Raw genomic sequence first — 18,249 nt, 5'->3', positions numbered from 1 at the left:
TCGGTTCAGTCCTCCGCCGAGAGCAGGCCGGCGCGCTTGCGCATCAGCAGGGTGGTCACGGCCATGGCGATGGCGAAGAGCACGAGCGAGAGCACGCACGCCGCGCCGGTGTTGAAGTTCTGGAAGCCGAGCGAGTAGACGAGCTGCGGCACGGTGATGGTGGAGTGGTCGGGGTAGCCGGGCTGGATGACCGTGCCGGGACCCACGTTCACCCCGGAGGCCAGTTTCCCCGCGACCAGCGCCTGCGTGTAGTACTGCATGGTCTGTACGACCCCGGTGACGACCGCGAACAGCACGATCGGCGTGATGGACGGCCACGTCACGTACCGGAATTTCGACCAGGCGCCGGCCCCGTCCAGCTCGGCCGCCTCGTACTGCTCGCGCGGCACGTCCAGCAGCGCCGCCATGAAGATCACCATCAGGTCGCCGATGCCCCACAGGGAGAGCACGACCAGCGACGGCTTGGCCCACGCCGCGTCGTTGAACCAGCCGGGCGCCGGGATGCCGACCGCCTCCAGGATGCCGTTGACCGGCCCGGTGCCGGGGTTGAGCAGGAAGACGAAGGCGACCGTCGCGGCGACCGGCGGCGCGAGATACGGCAGGTAGAAGGCGGTACGGAAGAAGCCGACACCCGACTTGATCTGCGTGACGAGCAGGCCGACGCCGAGGCCGAAGACCACGCGCAGCGCGACCATCACCACGACCAGCCACAGCGTGTTCCACAGCGCGGGGCCGAACAGCGGCATCTGCTCGAAGGCGTACTTCCAGTTCCGCAGGCCGACGAACGACGGCGGCCGGATCTGGTTGTAGTGCATGAACGAGAAATACACGGTGGCGAGGAGCGGATAGCCGAAGAAGACGCTGAAACCGACCAGCCAAGGGGAGAGGAAACCGAGCGTCCGCAGCCGCCGGCGGATGTGCTTGCGGCGCAGCTCGGGGGCTTTGACGAGGGACATGGCGGGGCTCCGTCAGTTCTCGGACTGGAGATTGTCGGCGTCTATCCGGGCATCGAGTTCACGCAGTCCCTTGTCGAGATCCGGGACTTTCCCGGCCTCGACGTCGTACGAGAAATCCTGTAGCGAGACCACATACTGGTTGCCGTTCACGGAAGGCGGCAGAGCCGTGCTGTGCCGGTTCCGCGCGATGTCGATGAACGTACGGAACGAAGGATCGGCGTCCAGCTCCGGCGACTTCAGCGCCGCGAACGTCGACGGCACGTTGTGAATGGCATTGGCGAACCGCACCACCTGGTCCGTGTCCACCGTCAGGAACCTGACCAGCTCCCACGCCGCGTTCTGGTGCTTGCTGCTGTGCGCGATGCCCGCGACCGTACCGGTCAGGAAGCCCCGGCCGTACGTGTCCGCCTGGTCGTCCGGCACCGGCAACGGCGCCACGCCCCAGTCGAACTTCGCCTTCCCCTCCTTCAGCATCAGTCCGCGCCACTCGCCGTCCAGATGCATCGCCGCCTTCTGCGACATGAAGGAACTCTGCGGCGACATCTCGTCACCGAACCGTGTACGGAACTTCTCCAGCGCGGCGTAACCGCCCTGCGCGTCGAGCAAATCCCGCTGCGTGGCGAAGAACTCCTTGGTGTGCGGGTCCTTCGCCAGCCGCGCCTTGCCCTTCCCGTCGAAGTACTGCGGGCCCCACTGCGCGAACAGCCGGTCCGGGCTGTTCTGGTACAGCCGGAAGTTGGGCACGAACCCGGCGCGCTCGTACGATCCGTCGGGCCTGCGCTTGGTGAGCTTGGCCGCGTCCCGCTTGAACTCGGACATGGTGCGCGGCGGCCGCTCGATACCGGCCTCCTTGAACGCGTCCTTGTTGTAGTACAGCCCGTACGCATCGGCGAGCAGCGGCAAGGCGCACTGATTGCCTTGGTAACTCGTGTAATCCAGAAACGTCTTGGGAAAAACCTTCCCCTTTTCCACCCCCGTCTTCTTCATGAAGGGATCGAGATTCACCCACATACCGGACGAGCAGTACTGCCCCACGTTGTTCGTGGTGAACGACGACACCACGTCCGGAGCGTTGTCGCCGCCCGCGCGCAGGGCCTGGTTCACCGTCGCGTCCGTGACGTTGTTGACCGTCTTCACCGTGATGTTCGGATGCAGCTTCTCGAACCGGGCGATGCTGTCGTCGATCGCCTTCACCTCGGCCGGATTGGACCAGCCGTGCCAGAACTTCAGCGTGACGGGCTCGGTCGGGTCGTCGCGATCGCTCCCGACGCTCGGATTGGCACAGCCCGAGAGAACCAGGCCTGCCCCGGCGAGCGCCGCTGACAGGCATATGCGCATGCGCGGACGCGGCATGGCGGACTTCCTTTACGGCGGAGGTGCGGACGGAAGAGGACAGGACGGCCGGCGCGTACGGCGCTCTCGCCCGTCGGTATGAATGGCGAAGATACGAATGCGTGTCATCGCGCCGTGTCGAACACGGCGTCACGAGCCTCGGCGAGCGCTGTCTGCAACGCGCCGATGAGAATCGGGTTCCCCTGGATATCGCTGATCCGAAGCTCCGGCCGGGGCAGTACGAGCCCCGCGAACTCCTCCTCGACCAGCGCCCGCAGGGCCTCGCCGCCCGCCTGGGCGACCTCGCCGGAGAGCACCACCAGCCGGGGGTCCACCACGGCGATCACGGCGGCCAGGCCGGTCGTCAGGCGCCGCGCCACCTCGGCGCGCACCCCGTCGTCGGCCAGCGCCTCGTCAACGGTCCGGGCCCCCGTCACCCCGCGCTCCCGCGCCAGCTCCACCACACTCGGCGAGCCGACGAGACGCTGGAAGCCCCCGCCGCCGTCCGGCCGGGCCGCGTCGCGATCGCCGCCGCGCGCGAGCGGGGCACCCGGCAGCGGCATGTAGCCGATTTCCCCCGCGCCCCCCGTCGCCCCGCGCAGGAACCGACCGCCCAGCACGATGGCCGCGCCGACCCCTTCGTCGGCCCACACCAACACGAAGTCCTCGTAACCCCGCGCGGCGCCGTCGTGTTGCTCGGCGACGGCCGCCAGGTTCACGTCGTTCTCGATCACGATCGGTACGCCCAGCACCCCGGCCAGCTCGTCCTTGAGCTCCCGCGCGTGCCAGCCGGGCAGATGCGGCGCGTACCGCAGCACCCCGGTCTGCGGGTCGAGCGCGCCCGGCGTCCCGATCACCGCCCCGTGCAGCCGCTCCCGCCCCAGCCCCGCCTTGGCCAGCGCGCCGTCCACCGCCGAGGCGACCAGCTGCGCCGTCCGGCGCGGCGCGCTCTCGTCCACGGCGTCCGTACCGACCCGCTCCTCACCGAGCACCTGCCCGGTGACGTCGGCGACCGCGGCGGAGATCCCGCCCCGGTCGACGGCGAGCGCGGCCACGTACGCGGCGTCCGGATTCACCTCGTACAACTGGGCGTTCGGTCCCGGGCGCCCGGTCACGTTCCCCGTCGTCCGCACCAGCCCGGCCGCCTCCAGCCGCGCGAGCAGCTGCGACGCGGTGGGCTTGGACAGCCCGGTCAGCCCGCCGATCTGCGTACGCGTCAACGGCCCCCGCGCTACGAGCAGGTCGAGCGCGGCCCGGTCGTTCATGGCCCGCAACACCCGCGGCGTCCCAGGAGCCCCCTGCCCTGTGCCCATGAAGCCCGCCCCACCTCTCGCTGCGCGACCCGCGGATCTGTTAGGAAAGTTTCCAATCGGTGCACAGGAACGTAAGCGCCCCGTCAGCACGGCGTCAATGGGTCCGGACCAACGACTTCGAACACGGCCCAGACGGTCTTACCCACCCCGTGCCGGGCCCGCACACCCCAGTCCTCCGCCAACGCATCGACCAGCACCATGCCCCTGCCGTGCTCGTCGAGCGACCCCGGCGCCCGAACCGCGGGCGCACCGTCCCCCGCATCCGACACCTCGACCCGCAGCGTCCCGTCCCCCAGCGCGAACCGCACCTCGATCCGCCGCCCCGGCCCGGTAGCGGCGAGCACCGCATTGGCGGCCAGCTCACCGACCACCAGTTCCCCGGCCTCGACGGCCGCGGCCCCGAGCCCCTGCCCGGCGGCCCACCCACGGAACGCCTGGCGAGCCTGGCCGGGGCTACGGCGGTGGCGGGGAAAAAGGTGGCTGACCTGGGCAGCGCGGAGTGACATCTCGGTCATGGCGAAACCCCTTGAAGGGTGCGAGGACGGATGCTCAGCAGACTGCACCCGCAACAGAGACCTGTGCAACGTTGAATGCGTCCACGAAAGAGTGAATCCCTGTTGAGTCAGGCGAAGTTGACCGTCCACACTTGCCTCAGCCACAGGGAGGCCGAAATGACAGTGCAGGGACCGGCGAATCGCCCATCGACTGTTCTAGGGCGCCAACTGGGCGAAGAGCTACGCGGTTTCCGCGAAGCGGCGGGCTTGTCCACCGCCGTGGTCGCTGAAGCCCTGGACTGCACGAAAGGCAAGATCAGCCGCATCGAGAACGGTCGGGTGCCACTGCGTACCCCGGACCTCGTGGCGCTGCTGGACACCTACGGCGTGCAAGACGCGGACACGCTCAATCGCCTCACCACCTTGGCGCGCACCGCCAACCGGCGGCGCCGGGAAGGTTGGTGGAATCAGTACGGGCAGGTCCTGGCGGACACCTACCGCGACTACATCGCGCTGGAGGCCGTCTCCGACACCATCAAGACCTTCCAATGCCAACTCGTACCGGGGCTCCTGCAGACGCCCGCTTACGTGCGCGCCGTGACCGTGGCGTCCAGGGCGTGGCAGTCCCCGGAAGAAATCGAGCAGTTCGTCCAAGTCCGGCTGGCTCGCCAAGAGCGGCTTACGCACGCACCGAGGCTCACCATGTGGGCCGTGGTGACCGAAGGCGTGCTGCATCAGCAGGTCGGTGGCCCGGAAGTGATGCGGGCCCAGCTCGAACATCTCGTGGCCATCGCCGAGGAACCGAACGTCACGGTCCAGGTCTTGCCGTTTTCCCGGGGCGCGCACGCAGGTATGTTCGGACCGTATTTGCTGCTGAGTTTTCCGCAGGTGTCAGCGCTGGACGTCGTACGAGCAGAGAACCCCACCGGCGCCATGTGGCTCGAACGGGAGCCAGAGGTGGCGCGCTACCGGGAGCTGTTCGCCGACGCCCGTACGTCTGCACTCTCACCGGCAGAGTCGGTAGCCCGGATCAAGCACATCGCCAAGGAGCACCCAGCGTGAACTTCGAGTACGTCACGTGGCGCAAGAGCACGTACAGCGGCGGCCAGGACGAATGCCTGGAGATAGCCGACGGCCTACCAGCCGGGTCCGCCGTGCCCGTGCGGGACAGCAAGCGCACGGACGGGCCGTACCTCCTCTTCCCCGCGTCCTCCTGGGCGGCCTTCGTCGCGGTCGTCAAGGGCGCCCGCTACTGATCCTCCAGCCGCTCGAATATCTCCTCCCAGAAGCGGGAGTCCTCGATCGGTTCGAGTTCGTCGATCAGGGTCCGGACCTCGCGCAGTGCCGTTTCCGGGGTGTCTCCGAAGAGGTGGTTCTCGTATGAGGCGAGCAGTCCCAGTGCGCCGGCGAGCAGGGGGAGGCTGTCGATGACGTGCCCGGCGTATCCCCGCGCGTGGTCCCAGCCGTTGGGGTCGTACAGGGCGATGCTTCCGGTGTCGCCCAGCAGCATCAGGCTGTACCCCAGCGCATCACCCATGCCGTACGCGTACGATTTCGGCGGGGAGTCGTCGTCCGGGTAGCGGTTGCCGAACAGTTCGTCCGGGTCCTCCGCCCACGGGCCCGCCTTCGCCAGGCCGGTGGAGTTGAAGTCGATGAAGTCCAGGTGGACAGCGGGGAATCCGATCTCTGTGAGGAACGTGCGGCTTTCCTCGTCCGTCAAGTGCTCGGGGAGTTCGCCCTCCGTCGGGCGCCACAGTGACTCCGTGCCGAATATCGACTCCAGCCACTCCGCCGTCGGTGCCTGGGCCGCCGCCAGCAGCGTCTCCCGGCCCATGTCGCCGTGGTTCTTCTGCCGCTGCGCCGCCTGCACGGTCTCGCTCATCGGTCAGCCCCCGTAACTGCTGTCATCGCTCCGTCTGCTGTGACCAGTGAACCGCACGGCACTGACAATCGACCGCCCGCGCGGAGTTCACCTCCCCGGCAACCCCTCCAGCACCTTGTCCAATGTGACCGGCACCTCTCGCACTCGTACGCCCGTCGCGTGCCGTACCGCGTTGGCGATGGCTGCCGCGGTGCCCGTGATGCCGATTTCGCCGATGCCCTTGGCGCCCAGCGGGTTGACGTACGGGTCGTCCTCGTCGATCCAGTGGGCTTCGATGCGCTGTACGTCCGCGTTGGCCGTGACGTGGTAGTTCGCCAGGTCGTGGTTGACGAGGAGGCCGTAGCGCGGGTCCGTGACGGTTTCCTCGTGGAGGGCCATGGACAGGCCCATGGTCATGCCGCCGACCAGCTGGGAGCGGGCGGTGCGCGGGTTGACGATGCGGCCGGCGGCGAAGACGCCGAGGAGGCGCGGTACGCGGATCTCGCCGGTGTCGGCGTCCACCCGTACCTCGGCGAACTGGGCGCCGAACGCGTGCATCGCGAAGCGTTCGGCGTGCGGGTTGGCGGGTGTTTCGGACTGGGCGTGGTCGCCGGGCGCGGGGTCGTGCCCGTGGCGTTTGCGGAACGTCTGCGCCGCCGCCACGATCGCCGAGCCCCACATCGCCGTGCCGGAGGAGCCGCCCGCGACGGTCGCCTTCGGGAGCGCGGTGTCGCCGATGCGCAGTGCGACGGCGTCGAGGGGGACGTCCAGCGCGTCGGCGGCGATCTGGGCCAGCACCGTCCAGGCGCCGGTGCCCAGGTCGGCGGCGCCGATGTCCACCCGGTAGCGGCCGTCGCCCTCGTAGTGGACCGCGGCGACCGAGCCCGGCACGCGGTTGACCGGGTAGGCGGACGAGGCGACGCCCGTACCGACCAGCCAGCGGCCGTCCCGTCGTGTCCCCGGGCGCGGGTCGCGCTCCTGCCAGCCGAACCGGCGGGCGCCTTCGCGCAGGCAGGCGACCAGGTTGCGGCTGGAGAAGGGTTTGCCCGACTCCGGGTCCACCGGCGCGTCGTTGCGGATGCGCAGTTCGACGGGGTCGATGCCGAGGCGCTCGGCGAGTTCGTCCATGGCGACCTCGGGCCCGAACATGCCGGGGCACTCGCCGGGCGCCCGCATCCAGGACGGCACCGGCACGTCGAGCGCGGCCAGGCGGTGGGTGGTCCGGCGGTGCGGTGCCGCGTACATGGTCCGCGTCGGGTTGGCGGACTGCTCCGCGAACTCCTTGATGCGCGAGGTCTGCTCGACGGCGTCCATGCCGATGCCGGTCAGCCGCCCGTCGGCGCCGGCCGCGAGCCGTACCCGCTGGTACGTCGGGGTGCGGTAGCCGACGAGGGTGAACATCTGCTGCCGGGTCAGGGCGAACTTCACGGCCCGTCCCGACACCTCCCGGGCGGCCAGCGCCGCCAGTACGGCGTGGGCGTGCGGCTCGCCTTTCGAACCGAAGCCGCCGCCGACGTACGGGCAGATCATGTGGACCCGGGCCGGGTCGAGGCCGAAGACCTCGGCCAGGGTGTCGCGGTGCCCGTGCACGCTCTGGCTGGAGTCGTACAGCGTCAGTTCGTCGCCCTGCCAGACGGCGATCGTCGCGTGCGGTTCCATCGGGTTGCAGTGGGTCATCGCCGTCATGTACGTCTCGTCCAGCGTCACCGCGCCGGGCTCCGCCGCTGCCGCCGCCATGGCGGCATCCAGGTCGCCCAGTTCGCTGTCCGTGTCCGCACCACCGTTGGCCGACTCCGGCCGGTACAGCTCGTTCTCGTCCGGATCCAGTTCGGACTCGTGCGGCTCGGTGGCGTACGTGATCCGTACGAGTGAGGCGGCGTGCCGCGCGGCCTCCGGCGTCTCGGCGACCACCGCCCCCACGATCTGCCCGCGGAACGCCACCTCGGCGCTTTGCAGGATCGCCAGCTCCGCGTCCTCGGTGGAGGCCAGCCGCTCGGCGTTCTCGTGCGTCAGCACGGTGATGACGCCGTCCACCTGCCGCGCGGCCTCGGTGTCGACGGCCGTGACGCGGCCGCGGGGTACGGAGGACAGGACCGCGTGCGCGTAGCAGGGACGTTCCACCGGGTGCTCGAAGGCGTACGGGGCCCTCCCGAGGACCTTGTCCCTGGCGTCCGCGCGCTCCAGGTCCGCGCCGACGGCGCGCGACGCGCCCGGGGTCTGCGAAGGGCTCGGCGCCCGGCTCTCGGACGTGTTCGTCATCGTGACCCTCCCAGGCCGCCCGGCGTCTCCGTCACCAGGTCGCGTACGACGGCGACCAGCGTGTTGCGCACCAGCGGGACCTTGAACGCGTTGTCCCGCAGCGGATGGGCGTCCGCCGTCTCGGCGTCGGCGGCCGTACGGCAGCTCTCCTCGGTGGCCGGGAGCCCGCGCAGGGCCCGCTCGGCGCGCTCGGCCCGCCACGGCTTGTGCGCGACCCCGCCCAGCGCGATCCGCGCCTCCCGTACGGTCCGCCCGTCGTCCTCCAGGTCCAGGGCCACCGCCACGGAGACCAGCGCGAAGGCGTACGAGGCGCGGTCGCGCACCTTGCGGTAGCGGGAACGGGCCGCGTACGGCAGGGCGGGCAGCTCGACGGCGGTGATCAGTTCGCCGTGCCGCAGGACCGTGTCCCGGTGCGGCGCGTCACCGGGCAGCCGGTGGAACTCGGTGACCGGGATCCGGCGCTCGCCGTCCGGGCCCAGGGTCACGACCACGGCGTCCAGGGCGGCCATCGCCACCGCCATGTCGGAGGGGTGCACGGCCACGCAGTGCGAGGAGGCGCCGAGAACGGCGTGGTAGCGGGTCCACCCTTCGAGCGCCGCGCAGCCGGAGCCCGGGGCGCGCTTGTTGCAGGGCGTGGACGGGTCCTGGAAGTAGGCGCAGCGGGTGCGCTGGAGGAGGTTGCCGCCGGTGGTCGCGAGGTTGCGGAGCTGCCCGGACGCCCCGGACAGCAGGGCCTGGGAGAGCACGGGGTAGCGCGAGCGTACGGCCGGGTGGGCGGCCAGGTCGGCGTTGCGGACGTTCGCCCCCGCCCGGAGCCCGCCGTCCGGCAGCTCCTCCACCTGGTCCAGGGGCAGCCGTGTGACGTCGACCAGCAGGTCGGGAGCGGTGATGCCGAGCTTCAGGTGGTCGACGAGGTTGGTGCCGGCGCCCAGGAACGCGGCCCCGGGGTGCGCCGCCACGGTGGCGACGGCCCCGGCCGCGTCGGTGGCACGCTCGTACCGGAACGGCTTCACCGGTGCGCTCCCTCGGCCTCGGCAGCGGCCTCGGCAGCGGCCGCGACGGCCGGAACGATGTTCACATACGCCCCGCAGCGGCACAGATTGCCGCTCATCCGCTCGGCGATCTCGTCGTGACCGAGCGCGACGTCCTCCTCCGCGCCCACGGGGGTGACCGCGCTCGGCCACCCCTGCGCGGCCTCCCTCAGCACGCCCACCGCCGAACACACCTGACCCGGCGTGCAGTACCCGCACTGGAGCGCGTCGTGGTCCACGAAGGCCTGCTGCACGGGGTGCGGTTCGCCACCCTCGCCCAGCCCCTCGGCCGTGGTGATCTCCGCACCGTCGTGCGCCACGGCCAGGGCGAGACAGGTCGTGGCCCGCCGCCCGTCGAGCAGCACGGTGCACGACCCGCACTGCCCGTGATCGCACCCCTTCTTGGGGCTGGTGATCCCCAGCCGCTCCCGCAACGCGTCGAGCACGGTGGTACGCGTGTCCACCACCAGCTCGTACGCCCGCCCGTCGACGCGCAACCTGATCTCGGTCTCCATGGTCAGGCGAGTCACCCGGAGAGGGCGCTGTAAACGACTGCATACAGGTGACGGGGCGGTGGGCCGCGGGCGGGCCGCGCTACTTCGACAGGTTCGGCGGCGGGATCGGTGTGGTCGCCAGCGACTGCGGGGACGTCGGGCTGGCGAGGGCCGAGGGAGCGGAGAAGGAGGCGGCGGGATCGGGGGCCGGGGGCTCCTCGGAGGTCACGGGGAGGGGGGGGGGGGCGAGGGTGATGCCCTCGGCGTCCAGGGCCTTCTTGATGCGCCAGCGGAGTTCGCGTTCGACGCCCGGGGCCTTGCCGGGCATGGTCTTGGCGGAGACGCCGATCGTGACGGAGTCGAGGTGGACCTCGCTCAGGCCGAGGATCTCGACCGGCTCCCAGAGCTGTTCGTTCCAGGGTTCGGCCTTGGACATCTCCTCGCCGACGGCGGTGATGATCTCGCGGGCGCGGTCCAGGTCCTGGTCGGGGGCGATCATGACGTCCACCGCGGCGGTGGACCAGCCCTGGCTGAGGTTGCCGATGCGCTTGACCTCGCCGTTGCGGATGTACCAGATGGCGCCGTTGGGGCCGCGCAGCTTGGTCACGCGCAGGCCGACCTCGACGACCGTGCCGGTGGCCACGCCCGCGTCGATCTCGTCGCCGACGCCGTACTGGTCCTCCAGGATCATGAAGACGCCGGAGAGGAAGTCGGTGACGAGGTTGCGGGCGCCGAAGCCGATGGCGACGCCCGCGACACCGGCGCTGGCCAGCAGCGGGGCCAGGTTGATTTTGAGGACGGACAGCACCGTCAGGGCCGCGGTGCCCATGATGACGAAGGACGCGACGCTGCGGAGCACCGAGCCGATGGCCTCGGAGCGCTGGCGGCGGCGTTCGGCGTTGACCAGGAGCCCGCCCAGCGCGGTGCCTTGGGCGGCGGTCGCGGTGCGGTTCATCCGCTCTATGAGCTTGGTGATGGTGCGCCGGATCACATGCCGCAGGATCACCGCGATGACGATGATCAGCGCGATCTGCAGACCGGACGTGAGCCAGGTCGCCCAGTTCTCCTCCACCCATCCGGCGGCGTTGGTGGCCTTCTCCGTGGCGTCGTCGAGCGACGCCCGGCGGTACGGGCCGGGCGACGCGGCGGCTGGTGAAACGGACCAGGACACAGCAGGAACCTCCGTGTGGGACAGCAGACCCGGGTCGGTACCACCGTGGCCCGGGCAGACCAACCACACTAACGGGGCAACGGGGGCGGTCCGCGCCGGTGTTCGAGAGTGACCGGATCAATTACGGGCCTGTTTGGGGGGAAGTAAAGGTGTGTGGTCGAAAACACCTCGGGCCCGTTACGCGGTGATGGTGGCGCTCCGACCAGGCACCGGGGGACACTGTGGGGAGATCGTCCCGGCGCAAGCCACGCGCCGCCGGCGTACAAGGAGGCACCCGTGCCGTATGTCCTGGTCCTCAACGCGTCGTACGAGCCGCTCGGCGTCGTACCGCTCCGCCGCGCGCTCATCCTCGTCCTCAACGAAAAGGCCGTGAGCCTTGAGGAGTCCGGCGCCCTGATGCACAGCGCGACCCGTGTGATGCCCGCCCCGAGTGTGGTCCGCCTCAAGCGGTTCGTGCGGGTGCCTTTTCGCGGTCCCGTCCCCCTGACCCGCCGTGCCCTTTTCGCCCGGGACGGCGGCCGGTGCATGTACTGCGGTGGCGTCGCAACCAGCGTCGACCACGTCGTGCCGCGCAGCCGGGGCGGCCAGCACACGTGGGAGAACGTCGTGGCCGCGTGCCGCCGCTGCAACCACGTCAAGGCCGACCGGCATGTCGCCGAGATCGGCTGGCGGTTGCGGCACCAGCCCGCGCCGCCGTCGGGCCTGGCCTGGCGGATCATCGGCACCGGGCATAGGGATCCCCGGTGGCTGCCATATCTGCAGCCGTACGGGGCGGATGACGCGCTGGCCCGGATCGATGCCGTATCGGCATAGGTCCGGGTTTTCGCGTGGGGAGTGACCGGCCGGGTCCGGGCGGAGACCGGACCCGGGCCCGGCCCCCGCCGGGCCGCGACCCGAATCCCGTACGTGCGCCTTCTGTACGCGTGTCGTGTCTTCTGTACGCGCGCCTCTCAGCGGTCGCCGGCCGTCCACGTCCCGGCAGCCGTCGGAGCCCCCTTCAGGGCGTCCCCCGTGGAGCCCGGCCGGGCGGGCGTGCCGGGGCGGGAGCCGCCGGGCGGCTGCGCGGGCGGTGCCGGCTTTTCCGAGCCCTTCACCGCATACGCCTCCACGCCCCACAGCGAGTACCCGAAGCGGGTCGCGCGCTTGTCGCCCTGGATACGGACGAAACGGGCGTCCTTCGCGTCCATGCGGACCGTTTCGCGGCCGCCCTTGCTGTCGGTGACGGTGGCCGCCGTGCGCCATGTGACGCCGTCAGCGGAGACCTGGACGCGGTAGGCGGCGGCGTGCGCGTCCTGCCAGTCGAGGACCAGGCGGCCCAGGCGGACCGGGCGCGGCAGTTCGAACCGGAGCCAGGCGTCGTCCCGGGCGGGCGAGGACCAACGGGTCTTCGGGTCGCCGTCGGTGGCGGCCGAGGCCGGGAAGTCGGGGGTCTCGTCGCCGGAGGACGTGGCCGCGGCGCCGCGTGCCAGGTCGGGGCCGGCGGTGGGCGGATAGGTGCGGACGGTCAGCGTCCGCTTCTGGTCGCCGTAGGTCACCGGGATCCGGTACGTGCCGGACGGGGCGTCCTTGGGGACCGTGACCTGGACGCGCGCGGTGGCCGTGCCGCCGCGCGGCGCGGTGACGTGCTCCGGCGCCCGTACGGTGAAGCCCTTGGGGGCCTCGGCCGTGAGCTTGCCCTCCACGTCGGCGGGGCGGCGGGAGAAGATCCGCGCGTCGACGGAGACCGTGCCGCCGGTCTCGGCGTCGATCGCGTCGTGGGAGAGCTCCAGGCCGGCCGCCGGGGTGTCGGCGAACCACGGGGTGAAGGAGTGCACGGACGGCGCGGTGGCGCCGTCCTTCCAGGCCAGCCGGATCGCGTCGGCCTTCAGGCCGCGGGCTTCCGACTGGGTCCAGCCGGTCTCGGAGAGGCCGCCGAGGCGGCGCCAGCCCTCGCCGGGGACGTGCGCCTCCACGGAGACGGCGGCCGAGGACGGGCTCGGTTCGGTGAGCGCGGTGACCGCGGTCAGCGCGCGGGTGCGGCCGAAGGGGACGGACAGCGAGGTGGGGTGGGCGCCCTCGTCGGGCGGCGGCGTGTCGGAGCGGGCGCCGGTCCAGGCGTCGGACTCGGTCATCGCGCGGTCGAGGAAGGGGCCGAGGACGCCCTTGCCGACCGTCACCGGACTCTTCTTGATTTTCTTGTGCAGGTCCTGCACGGCACGCTGCGCGGTCCAGGCGGCCGAACCGTCCCCGCGGGCCTGCGCCACCAGCATGTCGACGGCCCGCTCGCCCGCCGAGCCGTACCGCGCCAACTGGCGCGCCCAGGGACGTACTTCTGCGGCCAGTCCGGCGGAGAGCCGTTCCGGCGCGCCGCTCATCGTGTGGAAGGCGGCCCGCAGCCGGGCGGCGGCCTTGGCGTACCGCTCGTCGTCGCCGGGGTCGCCGCCGTTGGTGGCGGCGGCGCGGGTCTTCCAGAACGCCTCGATCAGGGGCTTGAGGTACGCGGACTCGTCGGTGGCGAGGACCGAGGAGGCGTCGTTGCCGGCCAGCGCGTACAGGGCGGCGCGGGAGTCCGCGTCGCCGCCGGACAGGTCGGTGACGGCGGCCTCCCATGAGGCGCCGGGCCGGTAGCCGCGCGGGTTCCAGGCGAAGTCGGCGGCCGTGAACAGCGCGATGCGGGACGCGGTGGGCTGGGCCATGGCGTTGGCGAGCAGCCCGGTGGAGCCGGTGGCGACGGCGGGTTCGCGGCCGGTGTAGGGGCCGAGGAAGATACGGTCCTGCGCGTAGTCGTTGACCGGGTAGTTGTCCATCGTGACCACCGGGTGGCCGAACACCGCGCGGGCCTCGGCCAGTTCGCCGCCGGTGATGGTGCGGGGCACGACGCCGACCCCGGTCCACGCGACCTCGACGCGGTCGGACAGCGCGGCGGCGAGCGCCTCGCGGTAGGCGGTCGAGCCGTCCTGGTAGTACTCGGTGGGCATGAGCGACAGCGGCGCCGCCCCGGGGTACTTCTCGGCGAGGTGCTCGGCGAGCGCGTCCGCCACCTTGGCGTGGGCCTTGGCGGCGGCCTCCGGGCCCGAGCCGAACGTGTCGGCGTCCGCGTCGCAGTGCCACTCGCTGTAGCTGACGTCCTGGAACTGGAGCTGGAAGGCGCGCACGCCCAGCGCCCACATCGCGTCCACCTTGCGGCGCAGCGCCTTGAGATCGTCCTCGGAGGACATGCACATGGCCTGGCCGGGGGAGACCGCCCAGCCCAGCGTCACGTGGTTGGCGCGGGCCCGCTCGGCCAGCGCGCGGAAGTCGTCGCGCTGCGCGGCCGGGTAGGGGTCGCGCCACCGGAACTGGCGATACGGGTCGTCGCCGGGCGCGTACAGGTAGCGGTTCTGCTTCGTACGGCCCATGAAGTCGAGCTGGTCCAGGCGCTGCTGCCGGGTCCAGGGCTGGCCGAAGAACCCCTCGGTCATGCCGCGTACGGCGGTGCCGGGCCAGTCCCGTACGGCCACCGCGGCCAGCTCCTTGCCGCCGCCGTCGCCCTTGGCGCGTTCCGCGACGAGCTGGCGCAGGGTCTGCACGGCGTGGAAGAGGCCGTCCGGGCCGACGCCGTCCAGGGCGACGGTGTCCCGGCCCGCGGCCTCGCCGGCCGCGAGGCGGTAGCCGCCGGACGGCAGATCTCCGCGGGCGGGCGCGCCCAGGGCCCGCAGCGCCGCGTCGGCGTCCCGGCCGCCGACGCGGAACACCGGGCCTCCGGCGGGCGGCGGCTGGTCCGGGGCGGCCTCGCGTACGGTGCGGACGCCGGCGTCGCGCAGCAGGCCGCGCAGCGCGTCCAGAGCGTACGGGTCGGTGTCGGCGGCCGCGACGAGGACGGCCTCGTCGCCCAGCGGTACGGGCGTGCCGAGCGACCGCATCGACTGCGGGCGCGGCCACACGGCGGGTGGCTGCCCGGCGGAGGCGGTACGGCCGGTGCCGCCGGCCTGCCCGGGGAGGTCGGGGGTGCCGACGACCGGGTCGGCGGGCGCCGCGTTGACCGGGGTGGCGGCCCCGAGCAGCCCGCCGATGACGGCGGCGGCGAGGGCGGTGGCCCCTGCGACGCGCGCGCGGGCCCCGGCCCGGGCGGTGCCGAGGCGGCCGATGCTGCCGGTGCCGATGCTGGTGGGGCCGTTCAGGTACGCGATGCCCGGGGCCGTGCCGTCGCCGGCCCCGGCCGTGTCCGGGCGCCCGCCGGCGCCCGCCCGCGCGTGCCCGTCCCCGGCCGCGCCCGTCGTCCCGCCCTGCCTGCCGACCCTTCCGGCGTCCCGAATGCCGCTCCGGACTCGCACGGTCTCTCCTCAGTCCCCGTCGTCCAACTCACGGGCCGACCGGTGTCACACCGGACGGCCGATTGCCCGGCCGCCCCCGCGGCCGCGCCCCTGAGCCGACTGCCGGCGGGGGCCTCGAACCCCGTGGAACCCCGCCGGACAAGCCTTCGGCAGTGAGCCCACCATTCGAGCGGTGAGGGTGTCAACGGCAGTCGGCGAAGTGCCGGGTTTGCCCTGTGTGACCGGCGTGTCGCGGCAGGTGCGGTGATACGCGGGGGAGCCCGGCGCGCGCTGTGGCGGAGCGGGCTCGGGCAGGACGGCGGGCATGCGGACCAGGGGGAACGCGCGGGCCGCCGTGGGCGGGAACGGCTTGCGGGATCACCCCGAAGGACTTCCTCCGGAACGCCCGTTTGAGGGGCATCCCTGCGCTACCACCCGTCCGCCACCGGCAAATCGCCTGCACGAGGGATGTGTGACCTGGCACACGTTGGTTGAATGAGTACGTCTGCCACCGCCCGGAGTGGGTAGGGCAGGTCGTGTCCCACTACCGACGAACGGGAGGCCCGCCGTGGCCGCGTCCGCTCAGCTCCTCCTCGACGCCCTGTCCTCCGCCCCCGAGTACCCCGCAGAGCGCGTCAAACCCTCCGATTCGGCCGGACCTGCCGAGCCGGATCTGTTCGACGGGGTGTCCGACCCGGACTCCGGCCTGAACGGATCCGGCTCGTTCTGCTTCTGCGAACCGCCCCTGACCAGCGAGCCCCCGCTCGCCGACGCCGCGCCGCTGACCAGTGAGTCCCCGATCGCCGCCGAGCTGCCGCTGACCAGCGAGCCCACCGCGGCCGGCCTGGGCACGGAGTCCATGGAGGTCTGATGGGCCGACCGCGGCTCGCCCGCCTGCACGGCGTCTGCACCTCCTACGAGCCCGCGCCGGGGCGAACCGTCCACGTCGGTGACGACACCGTCGTCGCCGTGCTCGCCGCGCTCGGCGTCGACGCCTCGACCCCGCACGCCGTACGCGCCGCCCTGGAGACGTACGAGCACGGAGCCGCCCGTGCCCTGCTCCCGCCCACCGTCGTGGTGCGCCCCGGGCGCCCGCCGGACCTGTCCCGGCTGCCCGACGGCACCGCCCTGCGGGTGGAGACCGGTCCCGGCGAGGTGCTCGACTGGGGCCTCGACCCCTCGGGCCGCCCGGACTACGCGTACCGGCCGCCCGCCGGCGACGCGCGCGACGCCCGCCGGGCCCCCGGCCGCCACCGTCCCCGGACGGCGGAGCCGCGCGGCTACGTGGGCCGCCTGCCCCTGGGCGTCCACACCCTGCGCGCCCACACGCCCGACGGCCGCTCCGCCCGCGCCCACCTGATCGTCGCCCCCGACCGGATGCCCGCGCCGCCCGGCCGCACCCACGGCTTCATGGTGCAGCTCTACTCCCTGCTCTCCGCCCGCTCCTGGGGCATGGGCGACCTGGGCGACCTCGCCGAGCTGGCCGCCTGGTCGGGACGCGCCCTCGGCACCGGCTTCGTACAGATCAACCCGCTGCACGCCGCCGTCCCCGGAGCGCCCACCGACCCCTCGCCGTACCGGCCCTCCTCACGCCGCTTTCCCGACCCCGTCCACCTGCGGATCGAGGACATCCCGGAGTTCGGCCTCCTGGAGGGCGCCGCCCGTACCCGGGCGGGGGAACTGCTCGCGGCGGCCGGGAAGCTGCGCGAGAGGGTGCTCGGCGAGGGCGCGCTGATCGACCGGGACGCCGTGTGGGACCTGAAGAAGCAGGCGCTGGAGCTGCTCTGGAAGGTGCCGCTGGGCCCCGGCCGCCGCGCCGCCTACTGCGACTTCCTCGCCGGTCAGGGCGCGGGCCTGGAGGACCACGCCACCTGGTGCGCGCTGGCCGAGCGGTACGGGCCCGACTGGCGCTCCTGGCCCGCCGGCCTGGACGACCCGCGTTCGGCCCGTACGGCACGGATGCGCGGCAGCCTGCTGGACCGGATCGACTTCCACAGCCGGCTCGCCTGGTACACCGACCAGCAGCTCGCCGCCGCCCAGCGCGCCGCCCGCGAGGCCGGGATGGACATCGGGCTGGTGCACGACCTGGCCGTCGGCGTGCACCCCTCCGGCTCCGACACCTGGGCCCAGCGCGACGCCTTCGCGGCCGGCATGTCCGTCGGCGCGCCGCCCGACGCCTTCAACTCCCGCGGCCAGGACTGGGGCCTGCCGCCCTGGCGCCCGGACGCGCTGGCCGCCCAGGGCTACGCCCCGTACCGCGGCCTGCTGCACGGCCTGCTGCGGAACGCGGGCGCGCTGCGCATCGACCACGTCATGGGCCTGTTCCGGCTGTGGTGGGTGCCGGAGGGCCGGCCGCCGACCGAGGGCGCGTACGTGCGGTACGACGCCGAGGCGATGCTGTCCGTCCTGGCCCTGGAGGCGCACCGCGCGGGCGCCGCCGTCATCGGCGAGGACCTGGGGACCGTCGAGCCGGTGGTGCGCACGGAGCTGGCCGAGCGGGGCGTGCTCGGTACCTCGGTGCTGTGGTTCGAGCGGGACTACACCGACGCGGCGGCCCGGCCGCTGCCGCCGGATTCCTGGCGCGCCGACTGCCTGGCCACCGTCACCACGCACGACCTGCCCAGTACGGCGGCCAGGCTGACGGGGCAGCACGCCGAACTCCGCGACCGTCTCGGCCTGCTGGACCGCCCGCTCCAGGACGAGCGGGCGGCGGAGGCCGTCGAGGTCGGAGAGTGGCTGGAGCTGCTGGGCCGGCTCGGGCTGCTGCCCGAGGGGCAGGCGAACGAGGAGGGCGCCGTCAAGGCGCTGCACCGCTACCTGCTGCGGACGCCGGCCCGCATGGTCGGGGTGTGGCTGCCGGACGCGGTGGGGGACCGGCGTCCGCAGAACCTGCCGGGGACGTCGGATGAATACCCCAACTGGCGGCTTCCGGTCGCCGATGCGGAAGGCCGCCCGCTGACGCTGGAAGAGATCGCCGCTTCGCCGCGACTGCACGCGCTGATGCGCGAGCTGGGCGCGCCGCGACCGTAGCGGGGAGGGGCGGCCGCCGGTCTTCCGGTCGCCGGGG

The 18,249-nt window shown here is 72.5% G+C and carries 15 protein-coding genes; 5 read left to right on the top strand and 10 right to left on the bottom strand.

Annotated features, from left to right (window positions below):
- Window positions 1-5 precede the first annotated feature (5 nt).
- The 4 genes from ACH4K4_RS09405 to ACH4K4_RS09390 all read right to left on the bottom strand — a co-directional run bounded on the left by ACH4K4_RS09405 (window position 6) and on the right by ACH4K4_RS09390 (window position 4,116).
- On the bottom strand, window positions 6-956 hold the full coding sequence (locus ACH4K4_RS09405) for a carbohydrate ABC transporter permease (RefSeq protein WP_398165975.1): 951 nt from the start codon (window positions 954-956) through the stop codon (window positions 6-8).
- Window positions 957-968: 12 nt separating this feature from the next.
- Complete coding sequence (locus ACH4K4_RS09400) at window positions 969-2,309, bottom strand: ABC transporter substrate-binding protein (protein WP_398165973.1); 1,341 nt, start codon at window positions 2,307-2,309, stop codon at window positions 969-971.
- Window positions 2,310-2,413: 104 nt separating this feature from the next.
- Complete coding sequence (locus tag ACH4K4_RS09395) at window positions 2,414-3,553, bottom strand: ROK family transcriptional regulator (RefSeq protein ID WP_398165971.1); 1,140 nt, start codon at window positions 3,551-3,553, stop codon at window positions 2,414-2,416.
- 131 nt (window positions 3,554-3,684) lie between these two features.
- Window positions 3,685-4,116, bottom strand: a complete 432-nt coding sequence (locus ACH4K4_RS09390; RefSeq protein ID WP_398165969.1) for an ATP-binding protein — start codon at window positions 4,114-4,116, stop codon at window positions 3,685-3,687.
- A 156-nt stretch (window positions 4,117-4,272) separates the two neighbouring features.
- On the opposite strand from ACH4K4_RS09390, the gene ACH4K4_RS09385 reads away from it, so the two are divergent.
- Together ACH4K4_RS09385 and ACH4K4_RS09380 are read left to right on the top strand one after the other, a co-directional pair.
- Window positions 4,273-5,157 carry a helix-turn-helix domain-containing protein gene (locus ACH4K4_RS09385; RefSeq protein ID WP_398165967.1) on the top strand — a complete coding sequence of 295 codons (885 nt, stop codon included), beginning with the start codon at window positions 4,273-4,275 and terminating at the stop codon, window positions 5,155-5,157.
- Window positions 5,154-5,351 (top strand): DUF397 domain-containing protein, encoded by a 198-nt coding sequence (locus ACH4K4_RS09380; protein ID WP_398165965.1) that lies wholly within the window; start codon window positions 5,154-5,156, stop codon window positions 5,349-5,351. Before ACH4K4_RS09385 ends, ACH4K4_RS09380 begins: the two co-directional genes overlap by 4 nt.
- On the opposite strand, the gene ACH4K4_RS09375 is transcribed toward ACH4K4_RS09380, so the two are convergent.
- From ACH4K4_RS09375 to ACH4K4_RS09355, 5 genes are all read right to left on the bottom strand, one after another.
- Window positions 5,345-5,977 carry an SUKH-4 family immunity protein gene (locus tag ACH4K4_RS09375; protein ID WP_398165964.1) on the bottom strand — a complete coding sequence of 211 codons (633 nt, stop codon included), beginning with the start codon at window positions 5,975-5,977 and terminating at the stop codon, window positions 5,345-5,347. The genes ACH4K4_RS09380 and ACH4K4_RS09375 overlap by 7 nt on opposite strands.
- Window positions 5,978-6,064: 87 nt before the next feature.
- Window positions 6,065-8,215, bottom strand: a complete 2,151-nt coding sequence (locus tag ACH4K4_RS09370; RefSeq protein ID WP_398165962.1) for a xanthine dehydrogenase family protein molybdopterin-binding subunit — start codon at window positions 8,213-8,215, stop codon at window positions 6,065-6,067.
- Window positions 8,212-9,228, bottom strand: a complete 1,017-nt coding sequence (locus ACH4K4_RS09365; protein ID WP_398165960.1) for an FAD binding domain-containing protein — start codon at window positions 9,226-9,228, stop codon at window positions 8,212-8,214. The genes ACH4K4_RS09370 and ACH4K4_RS09365 overlap by 4 nt, the downstream gene beginning before the upstream one ends.
- The gene (locus ACH4K4_RS09360; protein WP_398166309.1) at window positions 9,225-9,761 is read right to left on the bottom strand and encodes a (2Fe-2S)-binding protein; all 537 of its coding nucleotides are present in this window, start codon (window positions 9,759-9,761) and stop codon (window positions 9,225-9,227) included. The genes ACH4K4_RS09365 and ACH4K4_RS09360 overlap by 4 nt, the downstream gene beginning before the upstream one ends.
- Window positions 9,762-9,840: 79 nt before the next feature.
- Complete coding sequence (locus tag ACH4K4_RS09355; RefSeq protein WP_398165959.1) at window positions 9,841-10,911, bottom strand: mechanosensitive ion channel domain-containing protein; 1,071 nt, start codon at window positions 10,909-10,911, stop codon at window positions 9,841-9,843.
- Window positions 10,912-11,187: 276 nt separating this feature from the next.
- Here ACH4K4_RS09355 and ACH4K4_RS09350 point away from each other — a divergent pair, with 276 nt between their 5' ends.
- Window positions 11,188-11,724, top strand: a complete 537-nt coding sequence (locus ACH4K4_RS09350; protein WP_398165958.1) for an HNH endonuclease — start codon at window positions 11,188-11,190, stop codon at window positions 11,722-11,724.
- Window positions 11,725-11,861: 137 nt separating this feature from the next.
- On the opposite strand, the gene ACH4K4_RS09345 is transcribed toward ACH4K4_RS09350, so the two are convergent.
- On the bottom strand, window positions 11,862-15,017 hold the full coding sequence (locus ACH4K4_RS09345; protein WP_398166307.1) for a beta-N-acetylglucosaminidase domain-containing protein: 3,156 nt from the start codon (window positions 15,015-15,017) through the stop codon (window positions 11,862-11,864).
- A 733-nt stretch (window positions 15,018-15,750) separates the two neighbouring features.
- Here ACH4K4_RS09345 and ACH4K4_RS09340 point away from each other — a divergent pair.
- Together ACH4K4_RS09340 and malQ are read left to right on the top strand one after the other, a co-directional pair.
- A complete protein-coding gene (locus ACH4K4_RS09340) occupies window positions 15,751-16,053 on the top strand; it encodes a hypothetical protein (protein ID WP_398165956.1) in 303 nt (100 codons plus the stop codon).
- Complete coding sequence (malQ, locus tag ACH4K4_RS09335) at window positions 16,053-18,212, top strand: 4-alpha-glucanotransferase (protein WP_398165954.1); 2,160 nt, start codon at window positions 16,053-16,055, stop codon at window positions 18,210-18,212. The genes ACH4K4_RS09340 and malQ overlap by 1 nt, the downstream gene beginning before the upstream one ends.
- The last annotated feature ends 37 nt before the right edge of the window (window positions 18,213-18,249 follow it).

Origin of the sequence: Streptomyces sp. NPDC017529 (assembly GCF_044329785.1) — a bacterium.
In the GTDB taxonomy this organism is placed as follows: domain Bacteria; phylum Actinomycetota; class Actinomycetes; order Streptomycetales; family Streptomycetaceae; genus Streptomyces.
Note: the sequence above shows the minus strand (reverse complement) of the source record. Positions and strands in the feature narration are given on the sequence as shown.